Consider the following 24098-nt stretch of genomic DNA (forward strand, 5'->3'; position numbering starts at 1 on the left):
TTCAGTCGCGCCTTGATGCGGGTTCACCCGGCGCAGACCCACACTTAGGCGCGACCGAAAACAAGCCCCTTTGTTTCAGCTGCGTCGGGTGCGGTTCCAGCTCGCTTTGGCGGGTGCGAACGGGCTGCGGACGTGGATCGACCACGTCGAATGTGGGTGAATCGACAGGATCGCCTTCTCCCACCAGGTCCGCGCCTCTTCGGGAAGCGCGGGAAGGATGACGTCCTTGTCGGCTTCGTCGTCGGGGTAGGGCCGCAGTGCCTTCCAGACCAGCTGCACCTCGGGCGCGCCGGTGGGAATGTCATCGATGTCGAGGACTGCCTTCTCCCACGGGAGCTGTAGGCGAGGATCGCGCCGGTAGACCCAGCGGTCAGCGGTTCCGTCTTCGAGGTTGATCTGCAGGACCCAGGCATCCATCGCCTCGTCGAAGATCCAGGCCGACGGAATGTCGGCACCGTCGGGCAGGTCGGACCACCGGACGAGCTCGTCGCCGATCCGCGCCCAGCAGCTCATTCCGTCGGGGAGCGAGCCGACGATGTCATCGAGCTGGGTGTACACCGTGCTGATCGTGGTGCGGTCGCGCTCCCGCAGGGGTTCGCCGCGCCACTGGTCATAGGCGCTCCCGCCCGAGAGCCACCAGCGCGCCTCGGTGTCGGCGAGCAGGTCAGCGACGGATGCCGCGTCAAGTCGCGTCCACGGGGTGTCGAGGCTCGGCAGTGAGTCGGTCATGGTCCTATTGTGCTCCGCCACCGCGGCTCCCGCTCAGGAGGGCAGCGACTGCCGCTCAAGAGCGCAAGGACTCGGCGAACCCGCGCACGTGAGCGATGAGTTCCGTCGGCGTCGTGACCATCGGGAAGTGCCCCGTCGCGATCTCGACGACCTGCCATCCGGGCTCTTCGCGCACGAGGCGCCGCACCGGCTCGATCGTCGGATAGGCGGGATCCGTGCAGTCAATGAACAGGCGTGGGACCGCCTCGAGCAGGGCTGCGTCGTAGTCGAGCGGCTGCCGGTACATCCCGAACGGATGCGGCACGTGCCGGCGGTTCAGCCACGCTGCATCCTCGGGAGTGAGGTCGAAGCCTGATTCGGCGTTGGGCGCCGGGAGCGAGTTGTCGTTCTCTGCAGCTGCCGCCAGCCGCGCCGAGGCGACCTCGGGCGAATGGGCAACACCCCACCCGTCTCCGGGGCGCGGGAACATCGCGTCGACGTAGACCAGGCCCGAGAGCACGCCCGGATGCCGCTGCTGGAGTTCGACGGCGGCGCCCGTGATGACCATGCCGCCGTAGCTGTGCCCGACCAGCACGACGTTCTCGAGCTCTTCCATCTCGACCAGGCCGATGACATCGGCGATGTGCGTGTGCAGGTCGATGTCGGGTCGGCGCAGGTGTGCCCGCTCGCCGTCGCCGGTCAGGGTCACGGTGTGGACCTCGAACCCGGCATCCCGCAGCGGCGCCAGCACACGCCGCCAGACCCAGCCGCCTCCCCAGGCGCCATGGACCAGAACAAGGGTGGGGGCGGATGACGACATGGGCGAACCTCTCAAGACAGTGCCGACGCGACGATGCGGGCGACGGGAGTCAGGGTATCGGGCACAGCACTGCCTTGCCGCCCGGAACCGCGGCCGTCACGAGGCGGGTGTCGAAGGTGGCCAGCAGCGCGTCGTGGGACGCAGCGAGGTGCAGCAGGTAGGTATCCGTTACCTGTGAGCTGGCGAGCAGTCGCTCGGTGTGAATCGACGTGTCGAGCAGGCTCACCGAATCAGCGAGAAAGACGTGGTCCTCTCGCGCGGTCAGGCTCGCGAGGCTCGCGAGCACGACAGGAACCGGCTGAGTGTTCGGATACTTCGGGTGACTGACCACCCGCACGACGCCGTTCTGCACGATCGGGCACGTGTGCCACGCGCCGTCGCCGTCCCGCACCACTCGCGCGGCGAACCAGGCGTGCGCGCGTTCGTGATGGACGTGCAACGGGTCGATCAGAGCGATGATCGCGTTGACGTCCAGCAGATGGCGCGTCACTGGTTGTCATCTCGCAGTGCGTTGACATCGTCAAGGGTCGCGCGACCCGCCGCAGGCGTGGTCGGCAGCAGAACGATGCCGTTGCGCTTGTCGAAGCGCCGGCGTTCGGTCAAAGTGGCGCGAGCGAGCTGCGAAACCGCCTCTCCGAGCGTGATTCCCCGGGCGTCGGCGAACTGCTTCGCCGCGGCGAGAACGTCGTCGTCGATCGTGAGGGTCGTCCGCATGCATCAAGCATCACGCATCACGCATCCGTCGTCAACGCACTTGCCCAGCTTCATCCTCGGCGCGGGCAAGAAGTCGGACCGTCGCAATCCTGCGTCGATCCAGCGACGTGACCTGAAGCGTGGCGCCGGGGATGTCGACGGTGTCGCCCACGACGGCGAGGCGGCCGAGCTGCTCGATGACATATCCGGCGATCGTGTCTGAGCTTCCGCGAGGCAACTCGATTCCGGTGCGCTCCTCGAACTCCTGAAGGTTCAACCGGCCGTCGATCGTGTCGCTTCCGACCACCACGGTCTCGGCGGTGTCGTACTCGTCGAAGATCTCACCCACGACCTCTTCGACAAGGTCTTCCAAAGTCACGATGCCGTCGGTTCCGCCGTACTCGTCGACGACGACCGCGATGTGGTGCCCGCGGGCACGCAGGCTCGTGAGTGTCGGCAGGACTCGAGCGGTAGCGGGTACGTACGGGATGTCGCGCACGAGACGCGCAACGGGCTTACCGGCGTCGTCGCTGGCGGCATCGAACAGGTCGCGCACGTGCACGAAGCCGACGATGTCGTCGATGGAGGTGTCGGCGACGGGGTAGCGGGAGTAGGGCAGGTCGCGGATGCGCTCCACGGCCTCAGCCACCGTGATGCCGTCATCCAGAGCCACGACCTCGGGTCGCGGCCGCATGACCTCGCTCACCTGCCGGCCACGCAACGACAGCACGTCATCCAGGATGCGGCGCTCATCCTCGGGCAGGCCTTGATGGGACGTGACGATGTCACGGATCTCCTCATCGCTGAGCTCGTCGGCTGTCTTGTTCGGGTCGCCGCCGAGAAGCCGCACCAGCGCGTTCGTCGACACCGACAGCAGCCAGATGACCGGTCGCATCAGCACCGCGAACCCGTCGAGCACGGGAGCGACGGCATAGGCGAACTGTGCGTTGCGCTGGATCGCGAGGCGCTTGGGAACGAGTTCCCCGAGCACGAGCGAGAGGTATGCGATCACCAGCGTCAGCCCGATCGTCGCCATGGTCGCCGCGACCGGCTCCGCAAGACCAAGACGGGTAAGCAGCGGCGTCACCGAGGGGGCGATGGATGCCGCGCCATACGCGGCCGAGGCGAAGCCGGCGACCGTCACGCCGATCTGGACCGCGGAGAGGAACGTGTTCGGGTTCCGTGCGAGCGCGGCGACCTTCGCGCCGCGGCGCCCGCGTGCGGCGATCGCGTTGAGCTGGCTCTCGCGCAGAGTTACAAGCGCCATCTCGGTCGCGGCGAACACGCCGCCGATGAGCACGAACACCACGACCAGGGCGATGTTCCACCACAGGTCGGCCATCAGCGGGTCACCCCGTCGCGCGCGGTCTTGTTCTTGCCGCCCAGGGTCACCCGGGCGCCGGGTCTATCGCCGAGCGCGTCGGTGCCGGATGCGTTCACGAGCGGTCCCGGGCGTCGCTGCGCGCCTCGGAGATCGCGTCGGCTGCGGCATCCGCATCGTCCGCCTTCTCGGCGATAGCGCTGGCGCGACGGTCCTTGCGGGTCTTCGCGAGGCTCGCGACCGTGGCCACAGCGATCGTGCCCGCGATGAACAACAGCGAGATCCAGATCGGGATTTCCGGGATCACCGTGATCGGCTCGCCACCGTTCAGGAACGGCAGCTCGTTCTTGTGGAGCGCGTGGATGAGGAGCTTGACGCCGATGAAGGCGAGGATGACCGCGAGCCCCTGGGCGAGGTAGACCAGGCGCTCGAGGAGACCGCCGATCAGGAAGTAGAGCTGGCGCAGACCCATCAGGGCAAAGGCGTTCGCGGTGAAGACGATGTAGGCCTCTTGCGTGAGCCCATAGATCGCGGGAATCGAGTCGACGGCGAAGATGAGGTCGATGAACCCGATGGCGATGATGACGAGCAGCATCGGGGTGACGAAGCGGCGTCCGTCCTTCTTCACCGTCAGCCTGTCGCCGTTGTACTCGTTGCTCACGGGCAGGATGCGTCGCATGAAGCGCATGAACCGGCCATTGGCTGGGTCGGACTCACCGTGGGTGAACGCTTGGCGGTAGGCCAGGTACAGGAGCAGCGCGCCGAAGACCCAGAAGATCCACGAGAAGTTCTCGATGAGCGCGGCGCCCACCGCGATGAAGATCCCGCGCATGATGAGCGCGATGACGATGCCGATCATCAGCACTTTCTGCTGGTAGATCTTCGGCACCGCAAACCCCGTCATGACGATGAGGAAGACGAACAGGTTGTCGATCGACAGGGCCTTCTCGGTGAGGTAGCCGGCGAAGTACTCGCCGCCGAAGTCCCACCCCGAGACGAGCCCGATTCCGACGCCGAACAGCAGCGCGAGGCCGATGTAGAAGGCCGACCATCGGGCGGATTCGCCCAGGGTCGGCTCGTGGGGCTTGCGGACGTGCGCGTAGAACTCGTACACGAAGAACGCGATCGTGACCGCGATCGTGATGAGCCAGACCGTCAGGGTGACGTTCACAAGGGACTCCTGCCTTGGCGTTGATGATCAGATCTACGCCAAGGTCTTCTCCATCCCCGTCGCCGAGAACCGGTGACCCGGGACGCGAGAGCGTCCGTAATGACGAGCCGACCGTGGTGGAGTACTCCCCTTGGTTACGCGCGACGATACCGGAATCGCAGTTCCTGTCTCTGGGAAGGGGCTGGGAGCTGGGGTTTTCGACGTAGCCGCCCCGATGGCGCTCCCGGCTGCGAGGATGGCACGATGAGCGATTCGCGCGAAGCACGGGCAGAGCAGCGGCGCCAGGACGGCCCCAATGACGAGGCCGTCGAGGAAGAGATCGAGATCGAGTTTGAAGAGGTCGTCGGCGAGGGTGCCGAGCGGCTCCACCGTACCCTTCGCGCGACTCTGGTCACGGGCTTTCTGGGCGGTGTCGAAGTCGGCATCGGGGTGCTGGTCTACCTCGGCATCCTGTACCAGACGGGTGATCAGCTTCTCGCGGGCCTCGGATTCAGCATCGGTCTGATCGCGCTCCTGCTCGCCCACAGCGAGCTGTTCACCGAGAACTTCCTGCTGCCGATCGCCGCGCTCGTGGCGCGGGAAGGCACATGGCTCGACCTGGCCAAGCTCTGGGGAGGCACGCTGCTATCCAATCTGCTCGGCGGCTGGCTGATCATGGCGATCATCGTTCTCGCCTTTCCTGACTGGCACCCGGTCCTCGCCGAGACCGCCGAACACTTCATCGAGGCGCCTCTCACCCTCGAGTTTGCGGCCCTCGCAATTCTCGGCGGTGCCGTCATCACTCTTATGACGCGGATGCAGACGGGCACCGAATCCGTGCCCGCGAAGATCGCGGCGGCCGTGGCAGGCGGCTTCGTCCTCGCCGGCTTTCAGCTGTTCCACTCGATCCTCGACTCGCTGTTCGCCTTCGGAGCGATCATCAGCGGAGCACCGATCACGTACCTCGACTGGCTGCTCTGGTTCCTGCCGGTTCTCCTCCTGAACCTGGCTGGCGGCGTCTTGCTCGTCACGCTCCTGCGCATCGTGCGGACCGGCGAGCTATTCGAGCTCCGGCGGCGCAAGAACGCCGGCCGCGCTTAGCACCTGGCGCTAGTTACGAGCGGTGGTCAACGACGCATCCGCCGACGACGCGGGCGTATCGAGGGAAGACGCCCGAGCAGCCGCCGACGCTGCTCGGGGACGACGACCGGGACAGGAGCAGTCACGATCGCATCAACCGCCAGTGATCCGTTTGTCGGTCCGACGATCGGGATGGGCGTGGTCGGGGTCGGTGCGAGCGGCGAGACCGGCATCCGCAGGAGTGCGCGCCGTGCGTAAAGGTACGCGGGCACGAGCACGAGCGTGGCACCGATCCAGGCGAGCGGGTTGCTCCAGACGATGCCGATGAACCCGAACATCGCGCCCAGCACGATAGCTGCGCCCACGCGCATCGCGAGTTCGACGATCCCCGTGATGGTCGGGATCAGGGCGTGGCCCAGGCCCTGCAAGGCGCCGCGGAGCACGAACAGGATGCCGAGCGCGGCATAGCTGAAGGCGTTGACGACGAGCATCGTGGCGGCCATCGAGACGACGTTCTCGACCCCGCGGCCCACGAAGAGCTCGATGATCTGCCTCCCGAAGGCGACGAGCGCGACGCCGAGCACGACAGACGCGATCGTCGAGATCACCAGAGATTGCCTGACGCCGCGTAGGATGCGATCCGGTCGCCGAGCGCCGAAGTTCTGGGCGACGTACATCGACACGGCGAGACCTAGCGACTGGAGAAGAGCCACCGCGAGGCCATCGACCCGCGAGGCAGCGGTGTAGGCGGCGACTTCGGCGGTGCCCAGCTCGTTCAGGCGCACCTGCACCGTCAGGGTGCCGATCGCGATGATCGACGCCTGGAAGCCCATCGGCAAACCGAGCCGCAGGTGGTTGAGCACCTCCGCGCGGCGAAGTCGCCAGTCGGCGCGGTGCACATGCAGAGCAGGAGCCCGCCGGCGCACGTAGTCCAGGCACCAGATCACTGAGAGAGCCTGGGCGATGACGGTGGATGCCGCGGCTCCGGCGACTCCCCACTGGAGGGGTCCGACGGTGACGATGACGAAGGCGACGTTGAGCGCGCACGCGATGCTCAGGAACACCAGGGGCGTGCGGGAATCGCCGATCGCCCGGATAATCGCCGAGAGGTAGTTGAAGAACATGATCGCGCCCGACCCGAGGAAGCTCACCTGCGCGAACACCGTTGCTTGCGGAATCAGAGCGGGGGGCGTCTGCATCAGCACGAGGAGCGGTTCGGCGACTAGTGGTGCGACAACGGTCAGGACAACGGATGCTGCCGCCGTGAGCACCGTCCCGACAGCTACGGACCGGCGCACTGCAGCGCCGTCGTGCGCGCCGAACGCCTGCGCCGTCGGGATCGCGAACCCCGTCGTCATGCCCCACGCAAAGCCGAGCAAGAGGAACAGCAGGCTGCCCGTCGCCCCGACCGCCGCGAGCGCGTCAACGCCGAGCTGGCGCCCGACAACGATCGCGTCCACAAACTGGTAGAGCTGCTGCACGACGTTGCCGATCAGCAACGGTACGGAGAACAGAAGGATCACCCGCCAGGGGTGTCCGGTGATCAGGCTGCGCGCCATTCGTGCCCTCGAGTCGTGCGTCGAAGATGGGAAGACGGTGTCGTTGAGGGCACCACGATCCAGTGTATCGAATCGATTCGACACACTGGAAGGGAGGTCCGGCGGTTCGCACGGCGGCGAACTCCTGCAACCGGAGGCCAGGCCTTCCTAGGTCTCAGTCACGTCCCTGACGCTCTCTCATCCTCAATCGCCTCGTCTGGAACCCTGACACGGCACCGAGAACGAGACACACCGCGGCAAGCGGAACTGCGACCTGCCACCAGGAGTTTCCTGCGAGCAGGTTCGAGAACAAGATCAGCAGACAAAGGCCGTTCAATCCCAAGGCCACGTAGGCGTATTCAGCAGATGTCCACTTCCGCCGGTCGGATCGACGTGAACCGCTCGCGCTCACCGGGTTCCTTTCCATGTCGTGCCACTGATAGCCAATCCGGCCGTTGCCTATGCACGGATTCTGAACCCGCCCCGCTAACCCCGTTTGGATTCGGAGGCGAGGTGAGACAAATGGCCCACGGCCTCATCCAGAAGTTCTGCAACATGCTCGTCGTACAACACGTAGTGCACGTGGCGTCCGTCCCGGCTTCCCTCCACGAGGCTGAGGTGTCGCAGCAGCCGCAGGTGGTTGGATACGGTGGTCTGTCCCGACCCCAGTTCTTCGCTGAGCTCGGTGACTGTGCTCGGCCGGGCGCGCAGCACGCTCAGGATACGCAATCGCACGGGTGAGGCGAGAGCCTGCATGATCTCCGAAAGTCGCTCGGCGTCCGCAACTGATAGCACGCCATCCGCTTCGTGCAGGATCTCATCAGTCATGGACACCATTCTGCCCCCGCCGAATACGATAATCATACACATTTACAACATATCATGATGTTGTGATGTATGGTGAACGCATGACAGGCACCTCTCGAACTGCAGCACCTTCCACAGACGCACATGAGCATGCGCATGGCTCGACACGGTGGGAGCTGTGGTTTGCGATCGCGTCCGGCGTGACGTACACGGCCGGGATGATCACGGAGTTCGCGTTGGGGATGCCCTTGCTCGGGATGCCGCTGGCGTTCTTCCTCGCCACCTACTTCTTCGGCGGGTTCTTCACCTTCCGGTCGGCGATCACCTCGACGTTGCGAGGCAAGTTCGAGGTCGATTTCCTCATGCTCGTGGCCGCGATCGGCGCCGCACTGATCGGAAAATGGGCCGAGGGAGCGGTGCTGCTGTTCCTGTTCAGCCTGGGACACGCCCTGGAAGAGTACGCCCTGAGCCGGGCGAGCAAGTCCATCGAGGCCCTCGCGGAGCTCGCTCCTCGCACGGCGCTGGTCCGCCGCGACGGCGGGGAGCCGGTGGAGGTGCCGGTCGAGCAGATCGCGGTCGCGGACATCATCGTGATTCGCCCGAACTCACGAATCCCCTCGGACGGCTTCGTGATCTCGGGCGTCTCTGCCGTCGACCAGTCGGCGGTCACCGGCGAGTCCATCCCCGTGGAGAAGGAACCCGTCACCGATCCCGAGCGTGCGATGCGCACCATAGACACCCTGCCGGCCGCAAACCGAGTCTTCGCAGGAACCGTCAACGGATCAGGAGTGCTCGAGGTCGAGGTCACCGCCACGGCGGCCGACTCGACCCTGAGCAAAGTCGTCGAGCTCGTCCGGACCGCCGACCAGGCCACATCCCCGACCCAGCAGTTCATCGACCGGTTCCAGCGCTGGTACGTGCCCGCCGTGATCATCGGCGTCGCGGCCACCTTGCTGGTGGCGATGTTCGGGTTCGGGCAGCAGTTCAGCGACGCGTTCTATCTCTCGATGACCGTGCTCGTCGCCGCAAGTCCCTGCGCTCTCGCGATCGCCACCCCCGCAGCCGTACTCGCGGGGGTTGCCCGCGCCGCTCGCGCGGGCGTGCTCGTCAAGGGAGGCGCGCCCCTGGAGACCCTCGGCCGGGTCAAGGCGATGGCATTCGACAAGACCGGCACGCTCACCTGGGGCCTTCCCCGCGTCACCTCCGTCATCCCGGTCGACGGCGACGACGGAGCGCTGCTGATCCCGACACTGGTCGCGGTCGAAGCCCTCAGCGATCACCCTCTTGCCACAGCGATCGTCCGCGATCTCGCCGACCGCGTCTCCGAGTCCGAGCGGGTCGACGCCACAGATCTGAACGCGGTGATCGGCCGCGGTGTGCGCGCCACAATCGACGGTGAGACGGTGGAGGTCGGCAACCTCCGCATGTTCGACGAGCAGCAGATCACCCTCCCTCCTGCGCTCGACGCGGCGTACGGACATGCCCGCGACTCCGGGCAGACGCTGATGATCGTGCGGCGCGGCGACCGGTTCCTCGGTCTCGTCGGCGTCATGGACGCCTCCCGCGCGGAGTCGGCCCAGGTGCTCGCCGCGCTGCGCGGCACGAACGTCGGGCGGCTCGTGATGATCTCGGGCGACAATCAGCGGGTCGCTGACGCCGTCGGGCGTGAAGTCGGAGTCGACACGGCCATCGGAGAGCTGCTGCCCGAGGACAAGGTCGCCGAGATCACCCGCCTCGCCCAGTCCCACCGCCCGATCGCCATGGTCGGCGACGGGGTGAACGACGCCCCAGCGATGGCGCGCGCCGATATCGGCATCGCGATGGGCGCCGCCGGCTCCACCGTCGCGCTCGAGACCTGCGACATCGCCCTGATGAGCGACGACCTCGGGCGCGTGCCGTTCGCCGTGCGGCTCAGCCGTGCCACCAGCCGGATCATCCGCCAGAACCTGATCGCCAGCCTCGCCGTCGTCGTCTTCCTCATCATCGCCACCTTCGTCGGCCTGAACATCGGCGCCGTCGTCCTCATCCACGAGGGATCCACCCTGATCGTGGTCGGCAACGCCCTCCGGCTCCTCGCCTTCGAGCGCGGTAAGGAACACCACGGCATCGACCACGAGGACAAGCCCGCCCTGTGACCTGCGGGTCGAGCGCTCGACCCGTGCGGTGCGCCTGGGGTCAGCTCAGGCCGGAGTAGGCGTGAAGTCCTTTGAAGAACATGTTGACGACCGTGAAGTTGAAGAGCACCGCGAGGAAACCGACGATGCACAGCCACGCGGAGCGGGCACCTCGCCACCCCCGTGTGGCGCGGGCATGGATGTAGCCGGCATAGAGCACCCAGATCACGAAGGTCCAGACCTCCTTGGTGTCGAACCCCCAGTACCTTCCCCAGGAGTCATTGGCCCAGATCGCGCCGGCAACCAGTGTGAAAGTCCAGAACACGAAACCGACGATCACGAACCGGTACGCGAGAGACTCGAGCGCTCCCGAGGGCGGCAGCGTGGCCAGGACCCGCGGTCCGCTGTGTGGCGCGCCATCCGCAGGGGCGGCTGCCGTGAGGCGTTCGCGGCGGGCTTGCAGGAGCTGGGTGACCGACAGGCCGCAGGCGATCGCGAACAGTGCGGTGGCAAGGGATGCGACGAAGACGTGGATGACCAGCCACACACTTTTGAGCGGGTCCATGAGTGGGACGACGTCGACGTAGAAGGTGATGGTGGCGCCACCCAGCAGCAGCACCACCATCCCGATGAGGAACGCGCCGAGGAAGCGGAGGTCGTAGCGGCGCAACACAAGCAGGTACACCGCGACGATCAGGACGGTTCCGGTGAGCGCGAACTCGTACATGTTGGCCCACGGCACCCGTCCGGCCGCGATCCCTCGCAGGACTGTGCCGGCCAGGTGGAACAGGAAACCGAGCATTGTCAGCGCCGTTCCGAGCCGTGCCCACAGCGGCCTCGGTTGAGAACGTGCCGGCTCCGGGCTCACCGGGCGCCGTTCCTGCCAGGCATCTGTGACCGCGGGTGCCGTCGCTGCTCCGACCAGCGCCGAGTCCCTCAGCGGCACGGCAAAGTCCCTCAGCGGCACGGCAACGGGAACGGAGCGACGAGCGAGGTCGATGGTGTACGCGATGAACGCGAGGACGTAGGTGGCGATCGCGGTCCAGACCAGCAACAGTGAGATGCCATCGAGCGTGAGCGCAGATGATCCGGTCATGATGTGGGGGCCTTCTTTGTCAGGGGTTTGGGCCTCAGCCGGCGTTCGCTTGCAGCCAGATCAGTGAGTCGACGGCGGTTTCGTCGATGTACACCTCGAAGTGCAGATGGTTGCCGGTGGAGCGTCCCGTGGTTCCGACCAGTCCGACCGTCTGACCGGCAGTGACGGTCTGGCCGACAGAGACCAGTCGGCTCCCGGTCTGCATATGTGGGTAGACGGTGCGGACGCGCTGACCGTTCAGGACGGACTCGATCATGACGGTGACGCCGTAGGCGCCATAGCCATCCTGCGAGACGCTGACGACACCGCCTAGGGACGCGTAGACCGGGGTGCCACCGGCGGCGGCCATGTCGGTGCCCATATGCGCACCGCCGCGGTCGCCGAACCGGTCGGTCACGGTGAACGGGCCGCCTACCGGCCACCGCACGATGCCGCTGCCGGGGGTGACCATGCTGTAGTCGAACGGCACCAACGCCACGCGCTCCGAAGCGCGAGCACGAGACGCGGCGGCCTCCGCCGCCTCCCTCCGGTCGATCTCCTCCGGGGTCGTAGCCGAGTAGCTGTCGCGCGTGAGCTGTGTCTGCGTCGCGTCGGACGCCACGATGAGAGACTGCGCGTCTTCCGAGGCGACCCGCTGCATTGTCGGTGGCAGGGGGTCTGTAGACCGCCAGGCGCCGTATGCGGGCAACGCCACGGTCGTGATCAGTCCGCTGACAATAGCGAGCGCAGTCAGTCTCCGCACCGGATGGATCGTCCGGGGACCGCGCGATGGCGCTGCCGCGACGGCCGGCCGCGGGGTGGGGTCCACGATCGTGCGCGACGGGGAGCCTTCTTGCCGGAGACTGCGACGTGTGGGGAACGCGCGAGGCTGGTCGCTCGACGGTTCTCCACCTGGCGGGCTGGACCAGGCCTCCGCGACGGGTCTTGGTGCTCTCATAGCGGTGTCGACCTCCGTGGTTCGGCGTGCTTACGCGGGATGAGGGGCCGGACGCGGTCCTGGATCCCGAGCCCGATGAGGGTGATGGCCGCGAGGACGGGGACCAACCCGGTCAGCCACGGCCCGATGAACACGGCTGCGGTGAGCCCGGTGCGCAATGGAATCGTGCTGATCTCCGCGGCCGTGGTGTCGACGCCGACGCTGTCGGTCGTGCCGCCGCCGGGCGCGATGACTTCGCTGGTGCCCACGGTGGAGACGTTGACCACAGTCCGGCCGGTTTCGATGGCGCGCATTCTCGCGAAGGCGAGCTGTTGCAGGTTCTCGTCGGTCCCTCGGAAGTCGGCGTTGTTGGTCTGGAACACGTAGAGTTCCGCGCCGGCGCGGGCACCGTCCCAGATCACCTGGTCGTAGATGACGTCAAAGCAGATCGCCAGCCCGACGCCGACGTCGTTCACGGTGACGATCGGCGGGTTGCTGCCGGGGGTGTACTCCCGCTGGATCAGCCCGACGAGGTCCGGGGCGATGCGTTCATACAGCCAACGGTCGGGTACGTATTCGCCGAACGGAACCGGGTTCACCTTGTCGTGCCACTGGCGGGCATCGACATCGGCTGTCCACAGCAGCGACGTGTTGAACACGTCCGCACCGCGGGTGGTGGCCGCGTTCATCAGCAGTGGCGCCCCCGCCTCGGCCACGACACGGTCCAGCCGAGTCGCGACCGTGGGTGTCCGCAGGGGGTCAGCATCCACGCTGCCTTCCGGCCACACCAGCAGGTCCATCTGCTGTCCGAGCAGCGGTCGGGAGGCGGCTGCCTGCACGTCGAGCATTTCGCCGGGCGCCTTGGTGTCGAAGTAGCCGGCGGGGCCATTGCCCTGAACCCACCCGACCCGAAGCGTCCCAGCGTCAGTGGTGGGAAATTGCGGGGTTCCGACGAGGACGAGTGTAAGGATCGCGGCGGGGATGATCCCGCGCAAGAACCGAATGCCGCCCGCGCGAACCCATTGCAGAATGCCCGCGCACAGGGCCACGATCAGCAGACTCAGTCCCGTCACTCCGGTCCATGAGACGGCCTGAACCAGGGGGCCATCGACCTGTGTCATACCAATCCGCAGCCAGGGGAATCCACCGTAGGGCCACGACCCCATCACGACTTCACGCGTGGCCCAGAGCCCGCCGATCAGCAGCGGCACGGCGATCAGCTGCACAGCCCCACGCGATCGATACCGCTCCGTCCACCGGTAGGCGAGGGTGATCGGGATGGCCCCGGCACCGAACAGCACGGCCTGCAGGCTGGCGAGAGCCACCCAGGGCACCGGGCCAAGGAACTGCCCGACCCAGACCAGATGGGTGAAGAAGAACACGACGCCGAAAACCGTGCCGACGAGGAATGCGGTGAGGGCGCTGCGGCCGATCAGGCTAACCAGCGACATCGTGACTGCCACCAGCGCCAACGGCCACCACCCGATCGCCGGAGTGGCCAGATCCAGCACGAACCCGCCAGCGCCAGCCACCGCAATCGCTGCCCACAATGGCAGCCGTGCCGTGCGACCCAGAGGGGGCGCGGTGGTCGTTTCCGGCGGAAACGCGGTGGCGAGAGTGGTCGTGGCCATCAGCTGCTGTCCTTTTGACGAAGCGTGTCGAGGTAGGCGTTGTAGGCGTCGAGTTCGGGGTCGCCATGGGTGTCGGCGTAGCGGGCGGCAGCGGCATCCCGGGCGGTGTCATCGCGGAACCAGCGGTGCATGACGAAGATCAGCATCAGCAGGGTCGGCGCTTCTCCGTATGACCAGGCCAGGCCGCCGGCGAGACGCTGGTCCTCGATCGGATCGATGCCCAGCGCCAGCGTGGGCGCGGCGAACGCGTCGACGAGCAGAGTGGTCGCCACCATCAGGAACACCCCGAAGAACGCATGCAGGGCGGCCTCGGCGAACACGTCCAGCGCGCGACCGCCATGGCTGAGTCGCACCGGCAGTGGGTCGGCGGAGAGCACCGGGATGGTGAACAGGATCCCGGCCACCAGGAACCCGACCTCGAGGCCCACGTGTCCCCCGGGTGCTTGGAGGATGCGGTCGGCGGCATCGGCGAGGTACAGCCCGTAGAACGCGAACAGGTACAGCGGAAGCGCCACCCAGGGGCTCAGTGCCCACCGCGCGACGCGGCTGCGCAGTCCCGCGTGTGCTATGCGGAGCATGAGCCGGCCGAGCCCGTGGTGGGGTGTGGCTCGAAGCAGGAGTGTGCCCGGGGATCCGAGCACCAGCAGCGGGGGGATGGCCATCATGAGGGTCAGCTGCTGAAACATGAACACCGAGAACAGTGCGTACCCATATGCCTCCACACCCAGACCGGTGACCGCAGCCAGAGCAACGCAACCGAGCAAGAAGCTGACCGTGCGCCACACCGGCCACCGCCGCCGGCCGATCCACAGTCGGATCGCGCCGGCGAGGTAGGCGGCAGCAAGCACGGCGGCGACCAGCGGCAGCAGCGGGAACGGCAACGGCGCGGGGCTGAGCAAGCTGAGCAAAGTCGGCGGCGTGCCAGGGATCCAGTCGTTCACGATGTCATGTCTGGTCAGGCGATCAGAAGTCGAACAGCTCTCCCAGGAGCCCGTCGCGGCGACGACGCCCGTTCCGGCCCTGGTGCGAGTCGCCCCTGTCGTGGCGGATATCACGGGTACCGGGTTCCGGATATCGCGGGGCACGAGTGTCGGTGGCCCGGTCGAGGATCTTGTCCAGTTCGCCGCGGTCCAGCCAGACGCCGCGACACCCGGGGCAGTAGTCGATCTCGACGCCGGCGCGCTCGCTCACCAGCAGCAGAGTGTCATCAACGGGGCATTTCATCGGGTCTCTCCTTCGGGGTTCGCGCCGCGCGCGCGGTTCAGAGCGGCGGCGTGGTCGTTCGCGATATCACGGACGGCCGTGTGGAGCGTGGGGTCTTCGCCGCGGGCGAGGCCCGCGTATTCGAGGTGTACGCCCGCGGGGACGGTTCGGGCTTTGACCCAGATGCGTCGGCGGGGCACGAACAGAGCGGCGAACAGTCCCGCCATGGCGAGAATCGCAAAGGCGAGCACCCATCCGCTGGTGGGATCGTGCTGGATCTGCAGGGACGCGAACCGTTTCACCGGCTCCTGCTCGGACGCTGCCTCCCAGGTGATCGTGCCCCACCCGTTGGGCAGGTTGACGGTGGCGCCGGGGGTGAGCTCGAGGGAGTCCAGCCCCGTGTCGCCGCCGGTGTGCTGGGTGAGTCCGTCGACCTCGAGGGTGTACACCGACCGGGGTGTGCCGTCATCGATGCCGAGGTCTCCGCTGAACACGTTGAGAGTGAGCACCGGGTTGACCACGTCCGGGTAAACGGAAGTGAACGCTCCGGAGGGAAGCACACCCTGAGTGGGGTAGAAGAAGCCGACCAGCCCAAGCTGCTCGGGAAGCCCGTCCGGAATCTTGATGATCCCGAGCGATGTCATGTTCGAGTCCTGCGGCAGGAACGGCTGCGATTCGCTCCACACGACCTCTCCTGCGGCGTCACGGACGGTGAGGGGTGGGGGCGTAGCCGTTGCCGAGCAGGTAGATGCGGTCACCGGCGACGGTGATCGGATAGTTCACGATCACGCTCTCGGTCCGGTCGTCCCGACCGGAGCTGCGGATCGTGACGTCGGCGGAGAAGTCACCCGCTTGCCCGGCACCGGGCATGCCGGGCAGCTGATAAGAGACCCGGAAGTCGTCGAGGGTGATCGAGTACGGGGCCAAGCGGGTGCCGTCGATGAAGCGGCCGGGGTTGAAGGAGGAATAGTCGCTGAGCGCGTTGACGAACGTCGTGCCCTCCACCACGACCCGCTGGCCGGTGTAGGCGAACCCGCCGCCGATCGCGACCGAGACGAGCACCCCGACCAGAGCGATGTGGAAGACCAGATTGCCGGTCTCCCGCAGATACCCCCTCTCGGCCGAGACCGAAGCCCACCCCGGCTCGTCGTAACGGTGGACTCGGTAACCGGCTCGACGCAGCTGGTGCTGCGCTAGCCGTACCGCATCCCCGGCCGGATCCGCAGTGGCTTCGTCGGTCGCGATCATCGTCTCCTGATAGTCGACCAGGCGGGACAGTCGTGCGGGAGTGCGCGGCGGCACGGACCGGAGCGCCTTGTAGTGGTGCTTGGCCCGGGGGATGACGCAGCCGATGAGGGATGCGAACAGCAGCAGGTAGATCGCGGAGAACCAGGGGGACGAGTACACATCGAACAGGCCGACCGCGTCGGCAAGGGGGAACACGTCAGGGTTGTCGCGCTGCCACTGGGTGACCCCGTTGGGGTCGGCGGTGCGCTGCGGGAACAGCGACCCGGGGACGGCGGCGATCGCGAGGAACAGCAGCAGCACCAGGGCGGTGCGCATGCTGGTCAGCTGCCTCCACGCCCACCGGGCCCAGCCGCCCACACCGAGGGCAGGACCGTTGATCTCGGACGGGGCGTCGGAGTCGCGGTGATCAGCGGGGCGCAGCGGGTCGACAACCGTGCCGGTCTCAGAGCGGGACGGGGACATTGATCACCACCTGCTGCAGAGCGGACATCAGCATGGTCCACAACCCGGTCACCATGAGAACCCCGAGCAACACCAGCAGGACGCCACCGATGATGTTCAGGGCGCGGATGTGGCGACGCAGAAGCGACACCGAGCGCGAAGCCCACCCCCAGCCCATAGCGAGCAGGAGGAACGGGAGACCCAGCCCGAGCGAGTAGGCAAGACCAAGCAGGCCGGCTCGGGTGGGATCGCCGAGGTTCCATGACATCGACAGGATCGCCGCGAGCGTCGGACCGATACAGGGGGTCCACCCCACTCCGAGCGCAAACCCGAGAAGCGGGGCGCCGATCAGGCCGGCGCGGCTCTGGATCCGAGGACGGAGGCTACGTTGGGCGATACCGAAGAACCCGATGAACACCAGGCCGAGGACGATCACAACCGCCCCCAGGAGTCGGGTGAGGATGTTGGCGTACTGCAGCAGCAGGAGCCCGAACGTGCCGCCCAGGATCGTCACGGTGACGAAGACCACCGTGAACCCGGCGATGAACAGGCCCACGCCGAGCAGCAGGCGGGTGCGCTCCGCCCTTACCGTCGACCCGGTCCCGGCGGCACCCGGGTTGCTGCCGGCGGCGCCGCCGAGGTAGCCGAGGTAGCCGGGCACCAGAGGCAGCACGCAAGGGGAGATGAACGAGACCAGGCCTGCGAGGGCCGCGATCGGGATCGCGATCCACAGAGCACCGTCGACGACCAGAGGCCCGGGGTTGATCACGGATTCTCCTCGGCGAGGGTGTCGGCGACCAGGGTGGCCAGGATGGAGGCGCTGGCCAGCTGGCCGATGACCCGGGCAGCGACTCTCCCGTCCCGGTCGAGCACCAGCGTGGTGGGGGTGGCCTGGATCGGGGTGACCTGCGCGAACGCTAGCTTGACCTTGCCGTCGTTGACGTCGATCACGCTCGGGTACGTGACGTTGTTGTCGCGAGCGAAAGACAGGGCGGTGGCGGGCTGGTCGTAGGTGTTGACGCCGAGGAATGCGACGCCTTGGTCCTGGTACCTCTGCCAGACCTCTTCGAGCAGCGGCGCCTCGACGATGCACGGACCGCACGCGGCATACCAGAAGTTCACCACCAGCACCCCGCCGCGGTAGTCGTCGCTGGTCACTCTCTCGCCGGTCTCGGTGAGCCCCTCGAAAGCGACCGGTTCACCGCGGTCGGACTCCAGGATCTGCACCACTTGGAAGTCGCCGGCGATGTAGCCCTTCTCGTTCCCGTCCCGATACTGCTGGGCGAGCGAATCGTTGCTCGCACAGCCAGTCACCACGCTGACCGCGAGCAGCGCGAAGACGGCGGCGAAGACGCGGCGGCGAGTCACGAGCGACGCACCTTGATCATCGCTCCGGCGACCAGGAAGATCACCGCGGCAGCCGGTTGCGCGAACGACCAGAGTGGCCCGGAGAACGGAAACGGGAATAGCGGGTTCCACAGCACCGCTATCGCGGCGAACGCCGGAAGCCACCACCACTGCCTGGCCTGTACGGCGAACCAGCCGACGATGACAGCGAGGATCGCGGTGACGAACAGCACCAGGAGGAACCAGTCTCCGCTCATCAGCGCCGGGGCCAGGAACAGGACGACGGCTGCGAGCAGCCCCGGGGCGAAAGCATTGCGCTGATAGACGGACGGCATGCGTTGCTTGGCCATCATGGTCTCCGCGCCTCCGCGACAGGCTCGGGCTCGTTCGTCGCCGCTTCGGCGCGGCGCCCGGTGGCTGCTCCCCGGTGTGCCCAGAGAACGCTGGCGAGGAGGATCACGCCAGCGCCGAGCGCGACGTCGGCGAGGTTGCCGATGAACCAGGTGCCGTAGGCGAGGAAATCGGTGACGTGCCCGACGCCGAACCCGGGTGGAGAGAACAGCCGGTCGATGAGGTTCCCGATCGCACCGCCGAGGATCAACCCGAGTCCCACAGCCCACCACACGGTGCGAGCTCGGACGACGGCGATCACCAGCAGCACCACGGCAGCCACCCCGACGAGCGTCAGCAGCCCGGTGAAGCCAGCGCCCAGGGAGAGGATCGCACCGGGGTTGAACGCGAGCTGCAGTCCGAGCAGATCACCCAGCAGGGGGATGCGCTGCTGGGTGCTCAGCCCCGACACCGCCGCCGCCTTGGTGGCCTGGTCGATCACCACGACCACCGCGGCGATCATGCAGGCGACCGCGAGTCGGGTGCCGCTGTTACGAGCCATCGGTCTTCTCCTCCGTCGAGGGCTGTGCCCGGGTCGCTTCTGTCGCGGCGCGGTCGCGGCGGCGGCGTTCCCAGGCCACCATGAGCACCACGATCAGTGCGCCGCCGATGATGACCACGCCGCTGATGACAGCAAGCACGGGAAAGAGCTCTCCCCCGCCGGAGGCCTGACCGCCGTAGCCGTCGTCCGTGGATTCGGCGGTGGAACGGATAGGAGATGGCTCAAGCGCCTGCTTCGTGGCGGTGAGCTCGGGAGTGGGGGCACTCTCGGGAACCGCGGCCGATTCGAGGGTGAGCGAGATCTCCTGCGGCGCCACGCCGATGGTCGCGTCAGCATCGGGGGTGGCCGAGACGATGCTGTCATGTGCGGCCGCGGATGATGCGGTCGAGAGCACCATGCCAGCTGCCAGCAGCAGGCTCACCCCCAGGGCGACGAATGCGGCAGGACGACATCTGAGCAGCATCGGGGTGGCCTCGGTGGGCGGGGAGGATGACATGGCGTGGCTTTCAGGGACGGTTGATGATGTGATGGGCGATTGTGGTGGCGTCTCGCCAGACCCCGGTGATGGTGTCCGCACCGCGGCCGCTGTACTGCGGCATACCGGCGACGAACAGTCCCGGGATCCCGGTCCGGGTACGGGCTCCCCGCTCGGCGTGCGCGGCATCCGGCAGCCAGTCATCACCCGGTGCGTAGCCGGTGGCGAAGATCACGGAGTCCGGTGAGAGCTCACTGCCATCAGCGAGCGTCACCACGCCGCCGTCTGCGGCAGTCGCCGCGGGAACGATGGAGACCCCGGCGCGGCGCAGCCGCTCGTAGCTGTCGCCGAACACCGGTTCGGGATGCCGCCTGCGGGTGAGCCACGAGACTGCCTGTCCGGCAGCTGACGGGTAGCTGCCGCTCGGCCGGTGCCCCCGCGGGGTGCGTATAGACAAGGTGATCGTGTGAGAAGTGGTCAGCTCACGTGCCAGCTGCACCCCGCTGTTGCCGCCTCCGACGACGAGCACATGTCCCGGCTCGATCTGGTTTGGGTACAGGTAGTCGCTGCTGTGCATCACGACGCCTGGAACGCTCAGGGTCGCAGCCCACTCCGGCACACGCGGATACGCTGCCGCGGCGGTCGCGCACACGACGTTGCGGGTCTGTACGTCCCCTGCGGTCGTGGACAGCAGCAGAGTGGTTCCGGTGCCGGGACGCTCTATTCCGGTGGCGCGGACCCCCCAGACCGTCTCGACACGAAGTCCCCCCTCGACGAAGGCCAGATAATCGACGATCTCGTCAGCGCGGGGACGCCGACGCTGATCGCCGGGGAGCCCTCGAGGCGGGATCACGCTATGCCGGGCGTCGCTGAGCAGCTCCATCGAATGCCATCGAGATGCCCAGCTGCGCTGCCCCTTGCGAGCCGCGTCGATCACGACGAAATCCTGCTGCGGGCGCAGGCCCTTGGCATTCAACGCTGCGGCAACTGCCAGTCCGGACTGCCCGGCTCCGACGATGATCACTCGTCGGTGCGACAGGCTCGTCTGCATCACCGACCACCGGAGAGGGCAGCCGCGATTGCGTCTTCGAGGTCGTTCAGCGTCTGCAGCTCGAGCTTCTCCCCGCCGACGAAGAACGTCGGCGTGCTGCCGACCCCCAGAGCGCGTCCCTCGTTGAAATCGAGCTCCACGCGTTCGGTGGTGGCGGGATCGGCAACGGCCGCATCATAGGCGGTCATGTCCAATCCGAGCTGTTCGGCGAAGCCGCGGAACAGCTCGGCACGAGACTCCTGCGCCTCACCCCACTCCGCCTGTGTCTCGAACAGTCGGTGATACATGTCCTCGAATCGGTCCTGCTGTGCGGCAGCCTCCGCGGCGATCGCCGCGTTCTTCGAGTTGAAATGACCGGGCAGCGGGAAGTATCGCACCACGTAGGTGATCTGGCCGGCGTACCTCTCCCGGATATCCTCGACGATCGGGTAGAACGCGCCGCACGCCTCACACTCGAAGTCCAGGAACTCCACCACCGTCACCGCATCCGGACCACCGTCATCCAGAACGTGCGAGCTCTCTCCCACCACGGAGGTGCCGGTGCTGCTTCCTTCGCCGGGAGGCGGGGTGGGGTTCTGATTGACCAGCGCATAGATGATCGCGACCAGCACCATCACGACGACCACAGCCAGAGTGACCAACGTCGCCTTCACAGGGGTTTTCATTCGAGTACTCCAAACCAAGACACGACACATGACAGAACCCGGGCGTGAGCCCGGGGCGAATCGCCGTCCCGGAAGGACGGCACGCCGAATGTCAGGTTCGGGAGATGCTCAACTGCGTCAGCGAAAGGATGCTCACCCGCGAAATCGTCGACGGGTGGGGAAAGAGCGAGAGTACCCGCGGCCAGATCCCACGATCAGGGAGGACGCGGCTGCGCCACAGCCGGTAAGTCAGCACCGCGAGCACCAGCCCGCACAGCATTCCCAGAACACACAGCGCTGCCCCCATCAGCGCGCTGGCCCCCGAGGATTCGCCAACCACCGTCTGCTGTTCTCTGCCGTCGCGTGCATCGGTGGCGCCGCCACTCAGCGGCTCGACGTGCGGGTCCACGAGTGCGGACATTCCCAGCGGCACCGGCGTGGTGCCATCGGTCTCGAGGTGTCCAGCAGCGGCGATGCCCAACATCAGCAGGAGCGCCAGGCCGAGAGCAGTAACGATCCTCGTTATCAGAAGACGCTCGCTCAGCACGGCTGCGCGCTGAGTTCGAGTCGTCGGGGTCATCACCAAAAGCCTACCGTGGGCACCCATTCTAGGCTATGAACAGGCTCAGACACCGACCAGCTGACGCTCCTTCACCGCCGCGAGCTCCTGCCCCCGGCCACGCCGTGCCGAAAGGTCCTGCTCGTGTCGGACGATTGGGCTGCCCGGCGCATCGTCGGCGCGACATGCCGGATCCGACTCGGGAGTGGTCGGCCTGGCAACTACTACTGTAGGAACCGCTGGAAGATGTCCATGTGGCCCGTGTCGGGGATGGATTTACAGCGACAGATGGCCGCCGATTCGCCTCCACTCTCCGGCTTGAGTTGTCCATGAGACGACCGCGTGCCTCACTGACGCGGTGAGGGCAGCAGGCTGAGTCCGCTGTCGTCGACGACGAGCACGTCGCCCTCGTCGGTGATCGTGATGGCTTGGGCAGTGCCGTGTACGGTGCCGACCTCCTGCCATGACCCAGCCCCCGTGACGGTCCAGATCGTGTCGTTGGCATCAACGCCGACCAACCGCTGGCGGTCCGGGGAGGCTGCCATGAGGAACAGGTTGGGTGCGTCGGTGAGAGCCGCGAAGCTCTCACCGCGGTCCGTGCTGACCTGCGGGCCGTCAGGAGTGACCGCGATGATCCGACCGACTGCATCCACCTCCAGACCGAAGGCGAGCAGGGTGCTACCGGTGGGCGACCACGAGACACCGCCGTCCGTGCTGATGAGCACGGCGCCGTCTCCGGCGTCTTGCCCATAAAGGGTGCCGTCCGGGCCGGCGGTGAGGGCGTGGAAGTCTTTCTCTCCGGTGAACGCGACCGGCTCCCAGGTCTCGCCGCCGTCTTGGCTGCGGATGATGCCGAGGTTCCTCTCCCCCAGCTCGGCGGGTGTGTTGCGGCCGGGGTGGCCGGAAGCGATCAGATCCCCATTCAGCGCGGTGAGCCCCATCGCGTCGAAGTCGTTACCGCCGACACGAGGACCGATCTCGCCGTCCGCGGTGGCAGTGAAGATGCCTTCGTGGGTGCCGAGGAGGAACCCGTCCCCGTCAGGTGCGGGAACGATGGCGTGCACGTGGGCAACAACCTGGGCGTGTTCGGCACCGGTGGAGGGCGGTGCAGCAGCTGCACAGCCGGTGAGAGTCAGAGCAGAAAGCGCGACAAGACTCGTTGTCGCGCGCAGGGGCGTGCGCATACGCACCCTTTCGAGTCCAGGGTGCGGTCAGAGCTGCGCGAGCAGCTCCTGCATGGTGGCGATCTCCGCGGTCTGCGTGTCGATGATGGTCTGCGCCATCGCGATCGCGTCCGGATTCTGCCCGTTGTCGACTTCATCCTGCGCCATAGTGATGGCGCCTTCGTGGTGCATCGTCATCTGTTCGAGGAACAGCCGCGACGCCTCCGCTCCGGTAGCCGCTTCCAGCGCCGCCATGTCGTCGCCGCTCATCATGCCGCCGCCGTGGTCCATGCCTTCCATGGAGCCGGTGTCGCTATCGGCACCCCACTCTTCCAGCCATGATTGCAGCTGGTCGATCTCGGGCTGCTGGGCGGCTTTAATATCGGAGGCCAGGGTGAGGACACCCGGGTCGATGCCTTCCTTGTCCAGGACCATGTCCGACATCTCGACGGCCTGTTCGTGGTGCGGGATCATCATCTGCGCGAACATCACATCCGCGTCATTGAAGTCCGCCGTCGCGGCAGACGAGGAGGACGACGGGGCCGAGCTGCCGTGGTCCATGCCAGGCATGGACTCTGAGCCGGAGTCGCCGGCGCAGCCCGCGAGAGTGAGCGCAGCGGCGAGGGTGAGTGCGGCGGTTGCCGCGGTACGAATCTTCATCAGAGTTCTCCAATACAGGGGTACGTGAAGCAGCGCCGGTCAGGATGACGGGCGTGCGGGTGCAAGAGCCAGCACAAAGGTCCGGCCCCGGACGCATCACGTACGGCTGATGCAGAGAACGGTGAGTGAAGGAGGCCGCAGGGCCGGCCCGGTAAACAGCGCCGACGCGACCGCGGGTCTTGGTCGAGGGAGGATCGACAACCATCGCATGGCCGCGCCGGGCCGCACCAGCAACAGCACGGTCACCAGCAATGCCAGCACGCACGCCATCGCGAGCATGGTGGAGTGTCCGTTGCCGCAATCCGCGCACGGCTCATCAGTTGCGGTGGTGCCGGCGTGGTGATCGCCGGCACCTGTCGTGGCAGAAGCGGTGGCGGTGGTCTGATGACTGGTGTCGGTGGCGGTGTGGGTGTTGAGGGAATGCATGGCCAGCAGGCCCACGATGATCGCGCCGGTGACTGCGACGAGCAGCAGGAGGGTGCGAGCCATGGATCGGCCGGTGTGGACCCGGTCCGTCAGTGCGATCAGCGACATGTCACCT

The 24098-nt window shown here is 66.9% G+C and carries 26 protein-coding genes and 1 pseudogene; 2 read left to right on the forward strand and 25 right to left on the reverse strand.

Annotated elements, in window-relative coordinates:
• Positions 1 to 75: 75 nt before the first annotated feature.
• The 6 genes from LL236_RS13815 to LL236_RS13840 form a co-directional block, all read right to left on the reverse strand.
• Positions 76 to 729: a hypothetical protein gene (locus LL236_RS13815; RefSeq protein ID WP_228179413.1), complete on the reverse strand. Its 654-nt coding sequence runs from the start codon at positions 727 to 729 to the stop codon at positions 76 to 78.
• A 55-nt stretch (positions 730 to 784) separates the two neighbouring features.
• Entirely contained in the window at positions 785 to 1528 is a 744-nt protein-coding gene (locus LL236_RS13820; protein ID WP_228179414.1) for an alpha/beta fold hydrolase, read from the reverse strand.
• Positions 1529 to 1577: 49 nt separating this feature from the next.
• On the reverse strand, positions 1578 to 2018 hold the full coding sequence (locus tag LL236_RS13825; RefSeq protein WP_228179415.1) for a TA system VapC family ribonuclease toxin: 441 nt from the start codon (positions 2016 to 2018) through the stop codon (positions 1578 to 1580).
• On the reverse strand, positions 2015 to 2242 hold the full coding sequence (locus LL236_RS13830) for a hypothetical protein (protein WP_228179416.1): 228 nt from the start codon (positions 2240 to 2242) through the stop codon (positions 2015 to 2017). The genes LL236_RS13825 and LL236_RS13830 overlap by 4 nt, the downstream gene beginning before the upstream one ends.
• A gap of 31 nt (positions 2243 to 2273) precedes the next feature.
• Positions 2274 to 3563: a hemolysin family protein gene (locus LL236_RS13835; RefSeq protein WP_228179417.1), complete on the reverse strand. Its 1290-nt coding sequence runs from the start codon at positions 3561 to 3563 to the stop codon at positions 2274 to 2276.
• Between the two features lie 94 nt (positions 3564 to 3657).
• Positions 3658 to 4713: a TerC family protein gene (locus LL236_RS13840; protein WP_228179418.1), complete on the reverse strand. Its 1056-nt coding sequence runs from the start codon at positions 4711 to 4713 to the stop codon at positions 3658 to 3660.
• Between the two features lie 243 nt (positions 4714 to 4956).
• On the opposite strand from LL236_RS13840, the gene LL236_RS13845 reads away from it, so the two are divergent.
• Positions 4957 to 5793, forward strand: coding sequence for a formate/nitrite transporter family protein (locus tag LL236_RS13845; RefSeq protein ID WP_228179419.1), 837 nt, complete (start codon positions 4957 to 4959; stop codon positions 5791 to 5793).
• 26 nt (positions 5794 to 5819) lie between these two features.
• Here LL236_RS13845 and LL236_RS13850 read toward each other — a convergent pair whose 3' ends face one another.
• Entirely contained in the window at positions 5820 to 7331 is a 1512-nt protein-coding gene (locus LL236_RS13850) for an MATE family efflux transporter (protein WP_228179420.1), read from the reverse strand.
• A 465-nt stretch (positions 7332 to 7796) separates the two neighbouring features.
• A complete protein-coding gene (locus LL236_RS13855; RefSeq protein ID WP_228179421.1) occupies positions 7797 to 8138 on the reverse strand; it encodes an ArsR/SmtB family transcription factor in 342 nt (113 codons plus the stop codon).
• A gap of 80 nt (positions 8139 to 8218) precedes the next feature.
• Here LL236_RS13855 and LL236_RS13860 point away from each other — a divergent pair, with 80 nt between their 5' ends.
• Positions 8219 to 10252, forward strand: coding sequence for a heavy metal translocating P-type ATPase (locus tag LL236_RS13860; RefSeq protein ID WP_228179422.1), 2034 nt, complete (start codon positions 8219 to 8221; stop codon positions 10250 to 10252).
• A 40-nt stretch (positions 10253 to 10292) separates the two neighbouring features.
• Here LL236_RS13860 and ccsB read toward each other — a convergent pair whose 3' ends face one another.
• The 17 genes and pseudogenes from ccsB to LL236_RS13945 form a co-directional block, all read right to left on the reverse strand.
• Positions 10293 to 11327 carry a c-type cytochrome biogenesis protein CcsB gene (ccsB, locus tag LL236_RS13865; protein ID WP_228179423.1) on the reverse strand — a complete coding sequence of 345 codons (1035 nt, stop codon included), beginning with the start codon at positions 11325 to 11327 and terminating at the stop codon, positions 10293 to 10295.
• A 34-nt stretch (positions 11328 to 11361) separates the two neighbouring features.
• Complete coding sequence (locus tag LL236_RS13870; protein ID WP_228179424.1) at positions 11362 to 12069, reverse strand: M23 family metallopeptidase; 708 nt, start codon at positions 12067 to 12069, stop codon at positions 11362 to 11364.
• Between the two features lie 191 nt (positions 12070 to 12260).
• Positions 12261 to 13874 (reverse strand): apolipoprotein N-acyltransferase, encoded by a 1614-nt coding sequence (gene lnt, locus LL236_RS13875; RefSeq protein ID WP_228179425.1) that lies wholly within the window; start codon positions 13872 to 13874, stop codon positions 12261 to 12263.
• Positions 13874 to 14818 (reverse strand): cytochrome c oxidase assembly protein, encoded by a 945-nt coding sequence (locus LL236_RS13880; RefSeq protein ID WP_374198037.1) that lies wholly within the window; start codon positions 14816 to 14818, stop codon positions 13874 to 13876. The genes lnt and LL236_RS13880 overlap by 1 nt, the downstream gene beginning before the upstream one ends.
• Positions 14819 to 14837: 19 nt before the next feature.
• Positions 14838 to 15098 (reverse strand): TFIIB-type zinc ribbon-containing protein, encoded by a 261-nt coding sequence (locus tag LL236_RS13885; RefSeq protein ID WP_228179427.1) that lies wholly within the window; start codon positions 15096 to 15098, stop codon positions 14838 to 14840.
• Positions 15095 to 16787, reverse strand: a pseudogene (resB, locus tag LL236_RS13890) (cytochrome c biogenesis protein ResB). Before resB ends, LL236_RS13885 begins: the two are co-directional and overlap by 4 nt.
• On the reverse strand, positions 16768 to 17532 hold the full coding sequence (locus tag LL236_RS13895) for a cytochrome c biogenesis CcdA family protein (RefSeq protein ID WP_228179442.1): 765 nt from the start codon (positions 17530 to 17532) through the stop codon (positions 16768 to 16770). The pseudogene resB and the gene LL236_RS13895 overlap by 20 nt, the downstream one beginning before the upstream one ends.
• Positions 17532 to 18134: a TlpA family protein disulfide reductase gene (locus tag LL236_RS13900; RefSeq protein ID WP_228179428.1), complete on the reverse strand. Its 603-nt coding sequence runs from the start codon at positions 18132 to 18134 to the stop codon at positions 17532 to 17534. Before LL236_RS13900 ends, LL236_RS13895 begins: the two co-directional genes overlap by 1 nt.
• Positions 18131 to 18466 carry a DUF6804 family protein gene (locus LL236_RS13905; RefSeq protein WP_228179429.1) on the reverse strand — a complete coding sequence of 112 codons (336 nt, stop codon included), beginning with the start codon at positions 18464 to 18466 and terminating at the stop codon, positions 18131 to 18133. The genes LL236_RS13900 and LL236_RS13905 overlap by 4 nt, the downstream gene beginning before the upstream one ends.
• Positions 18463 to 19005: a signal peptidase II gene (locus LL236_RS13910; RefSeq protein WP_228179430.1), complete on the reverse strand. Its 543-nt coding sequence runs from the start codon at positions 19003 to 19005 to the stop codon at positions 18463 to 18465. Before LL236_RS13910 ends, LL236_RS13905 begins: the two co-directional genes overlap by 4 nt.
• Positions 18995 to 19501: a hypothetical protein gene (locus LL236_RS13915; RefSeq protein WP_228179431.1), complete on the reverse strand. Its 507-nt coding sequence runs from the start codon at positions 19499 to 19501 to the stop codon at positions 18995 to 18997. Before LL236_RS13915 ends, LL236_RS13910 begins: the two co-directional genes overlap by 11 nt.
• 10 nt (positions 19502 to 19511) lie before the next feature.
• Positions 19512 to 20531: an NAD(P)-binding domain-containing protein gene (locus tag LL236_RS13920; RefSeq protein WP_228179432.1), complete on the reverse strand. Its 1020-nt coding sequence runs from the start codon at positions 20529 to 20531 to the stop codon at positions 19512 to 19514.
• On the reverse strand, positions 20531 to 21196 hold the full coding sequence (locus LL236_RS13925; protein ID WP_228179433.1) for a DsbA family protein: 666 nt from the start codon (positions 21194 to 21196) through the stop codon (positions 20531 to 20533). The genes LL236_RS13920 and LL236_RS13925 overlap by 1 nt, the downstream gene beginning before the upstream one ends.
• Positions 21197 to 21287: 91 nt before the next feature.
• Entirely contained in the window at positions 21288 to 21755 is a 468-nt protein-coding gene (locus LL236_RS13930; protein ID WP_228179434.1) for a hypothetical protein, read from the reverse strand.
• 326 nt (positions 21756 to 22081) lie between these two features.
• On the reverse strand, positions 22082 to 22918 hold the full coding sequence (locus tag LL236_RS13935; RefSeq protein ID WP_228179435.1) for a F510_1955 family glycosylhydrolase: 837 nt from the start codon (positions 22916 to 22918) through the stop codon (positions 22082 to 22084).
• Between the two features lie 27 nt (positions 22919 to 22945).
• Positions 22946 to 23557: a DUF305 domain-containing protein gene (locus LL236_RS13940; protein WP_228179436.1), complete on the reverse strand. Its 612-nt coding sequence runs from the start codon at positions 23555 to 23557 to the stop codon at positions 22946 to 22948.
• Positions 23558 to 23653: 96 nt separating this feature from the next.
• On the reverse strand, positions 23654 to 24091 hold the full coding sequence (locus LL236_RS13945) for a DUF6153 family protein (RefSeq protein ID WP_228179437.1): 438 nt from the start codon (positions 24089 to 24091) through the stop codon (positions 23654 to 23656).
• Between the last annotated feature and the right edge of the window lie 7 nt (positions 24092 to 24098).

Source organism: Microbacterium schleiferi, assembly GCF_020781975.1.
GTDB lineage: Bacteria > Actinomycetota > Actinomycetes > Actinomycetales > Microbacteriaceae > Microbacterium.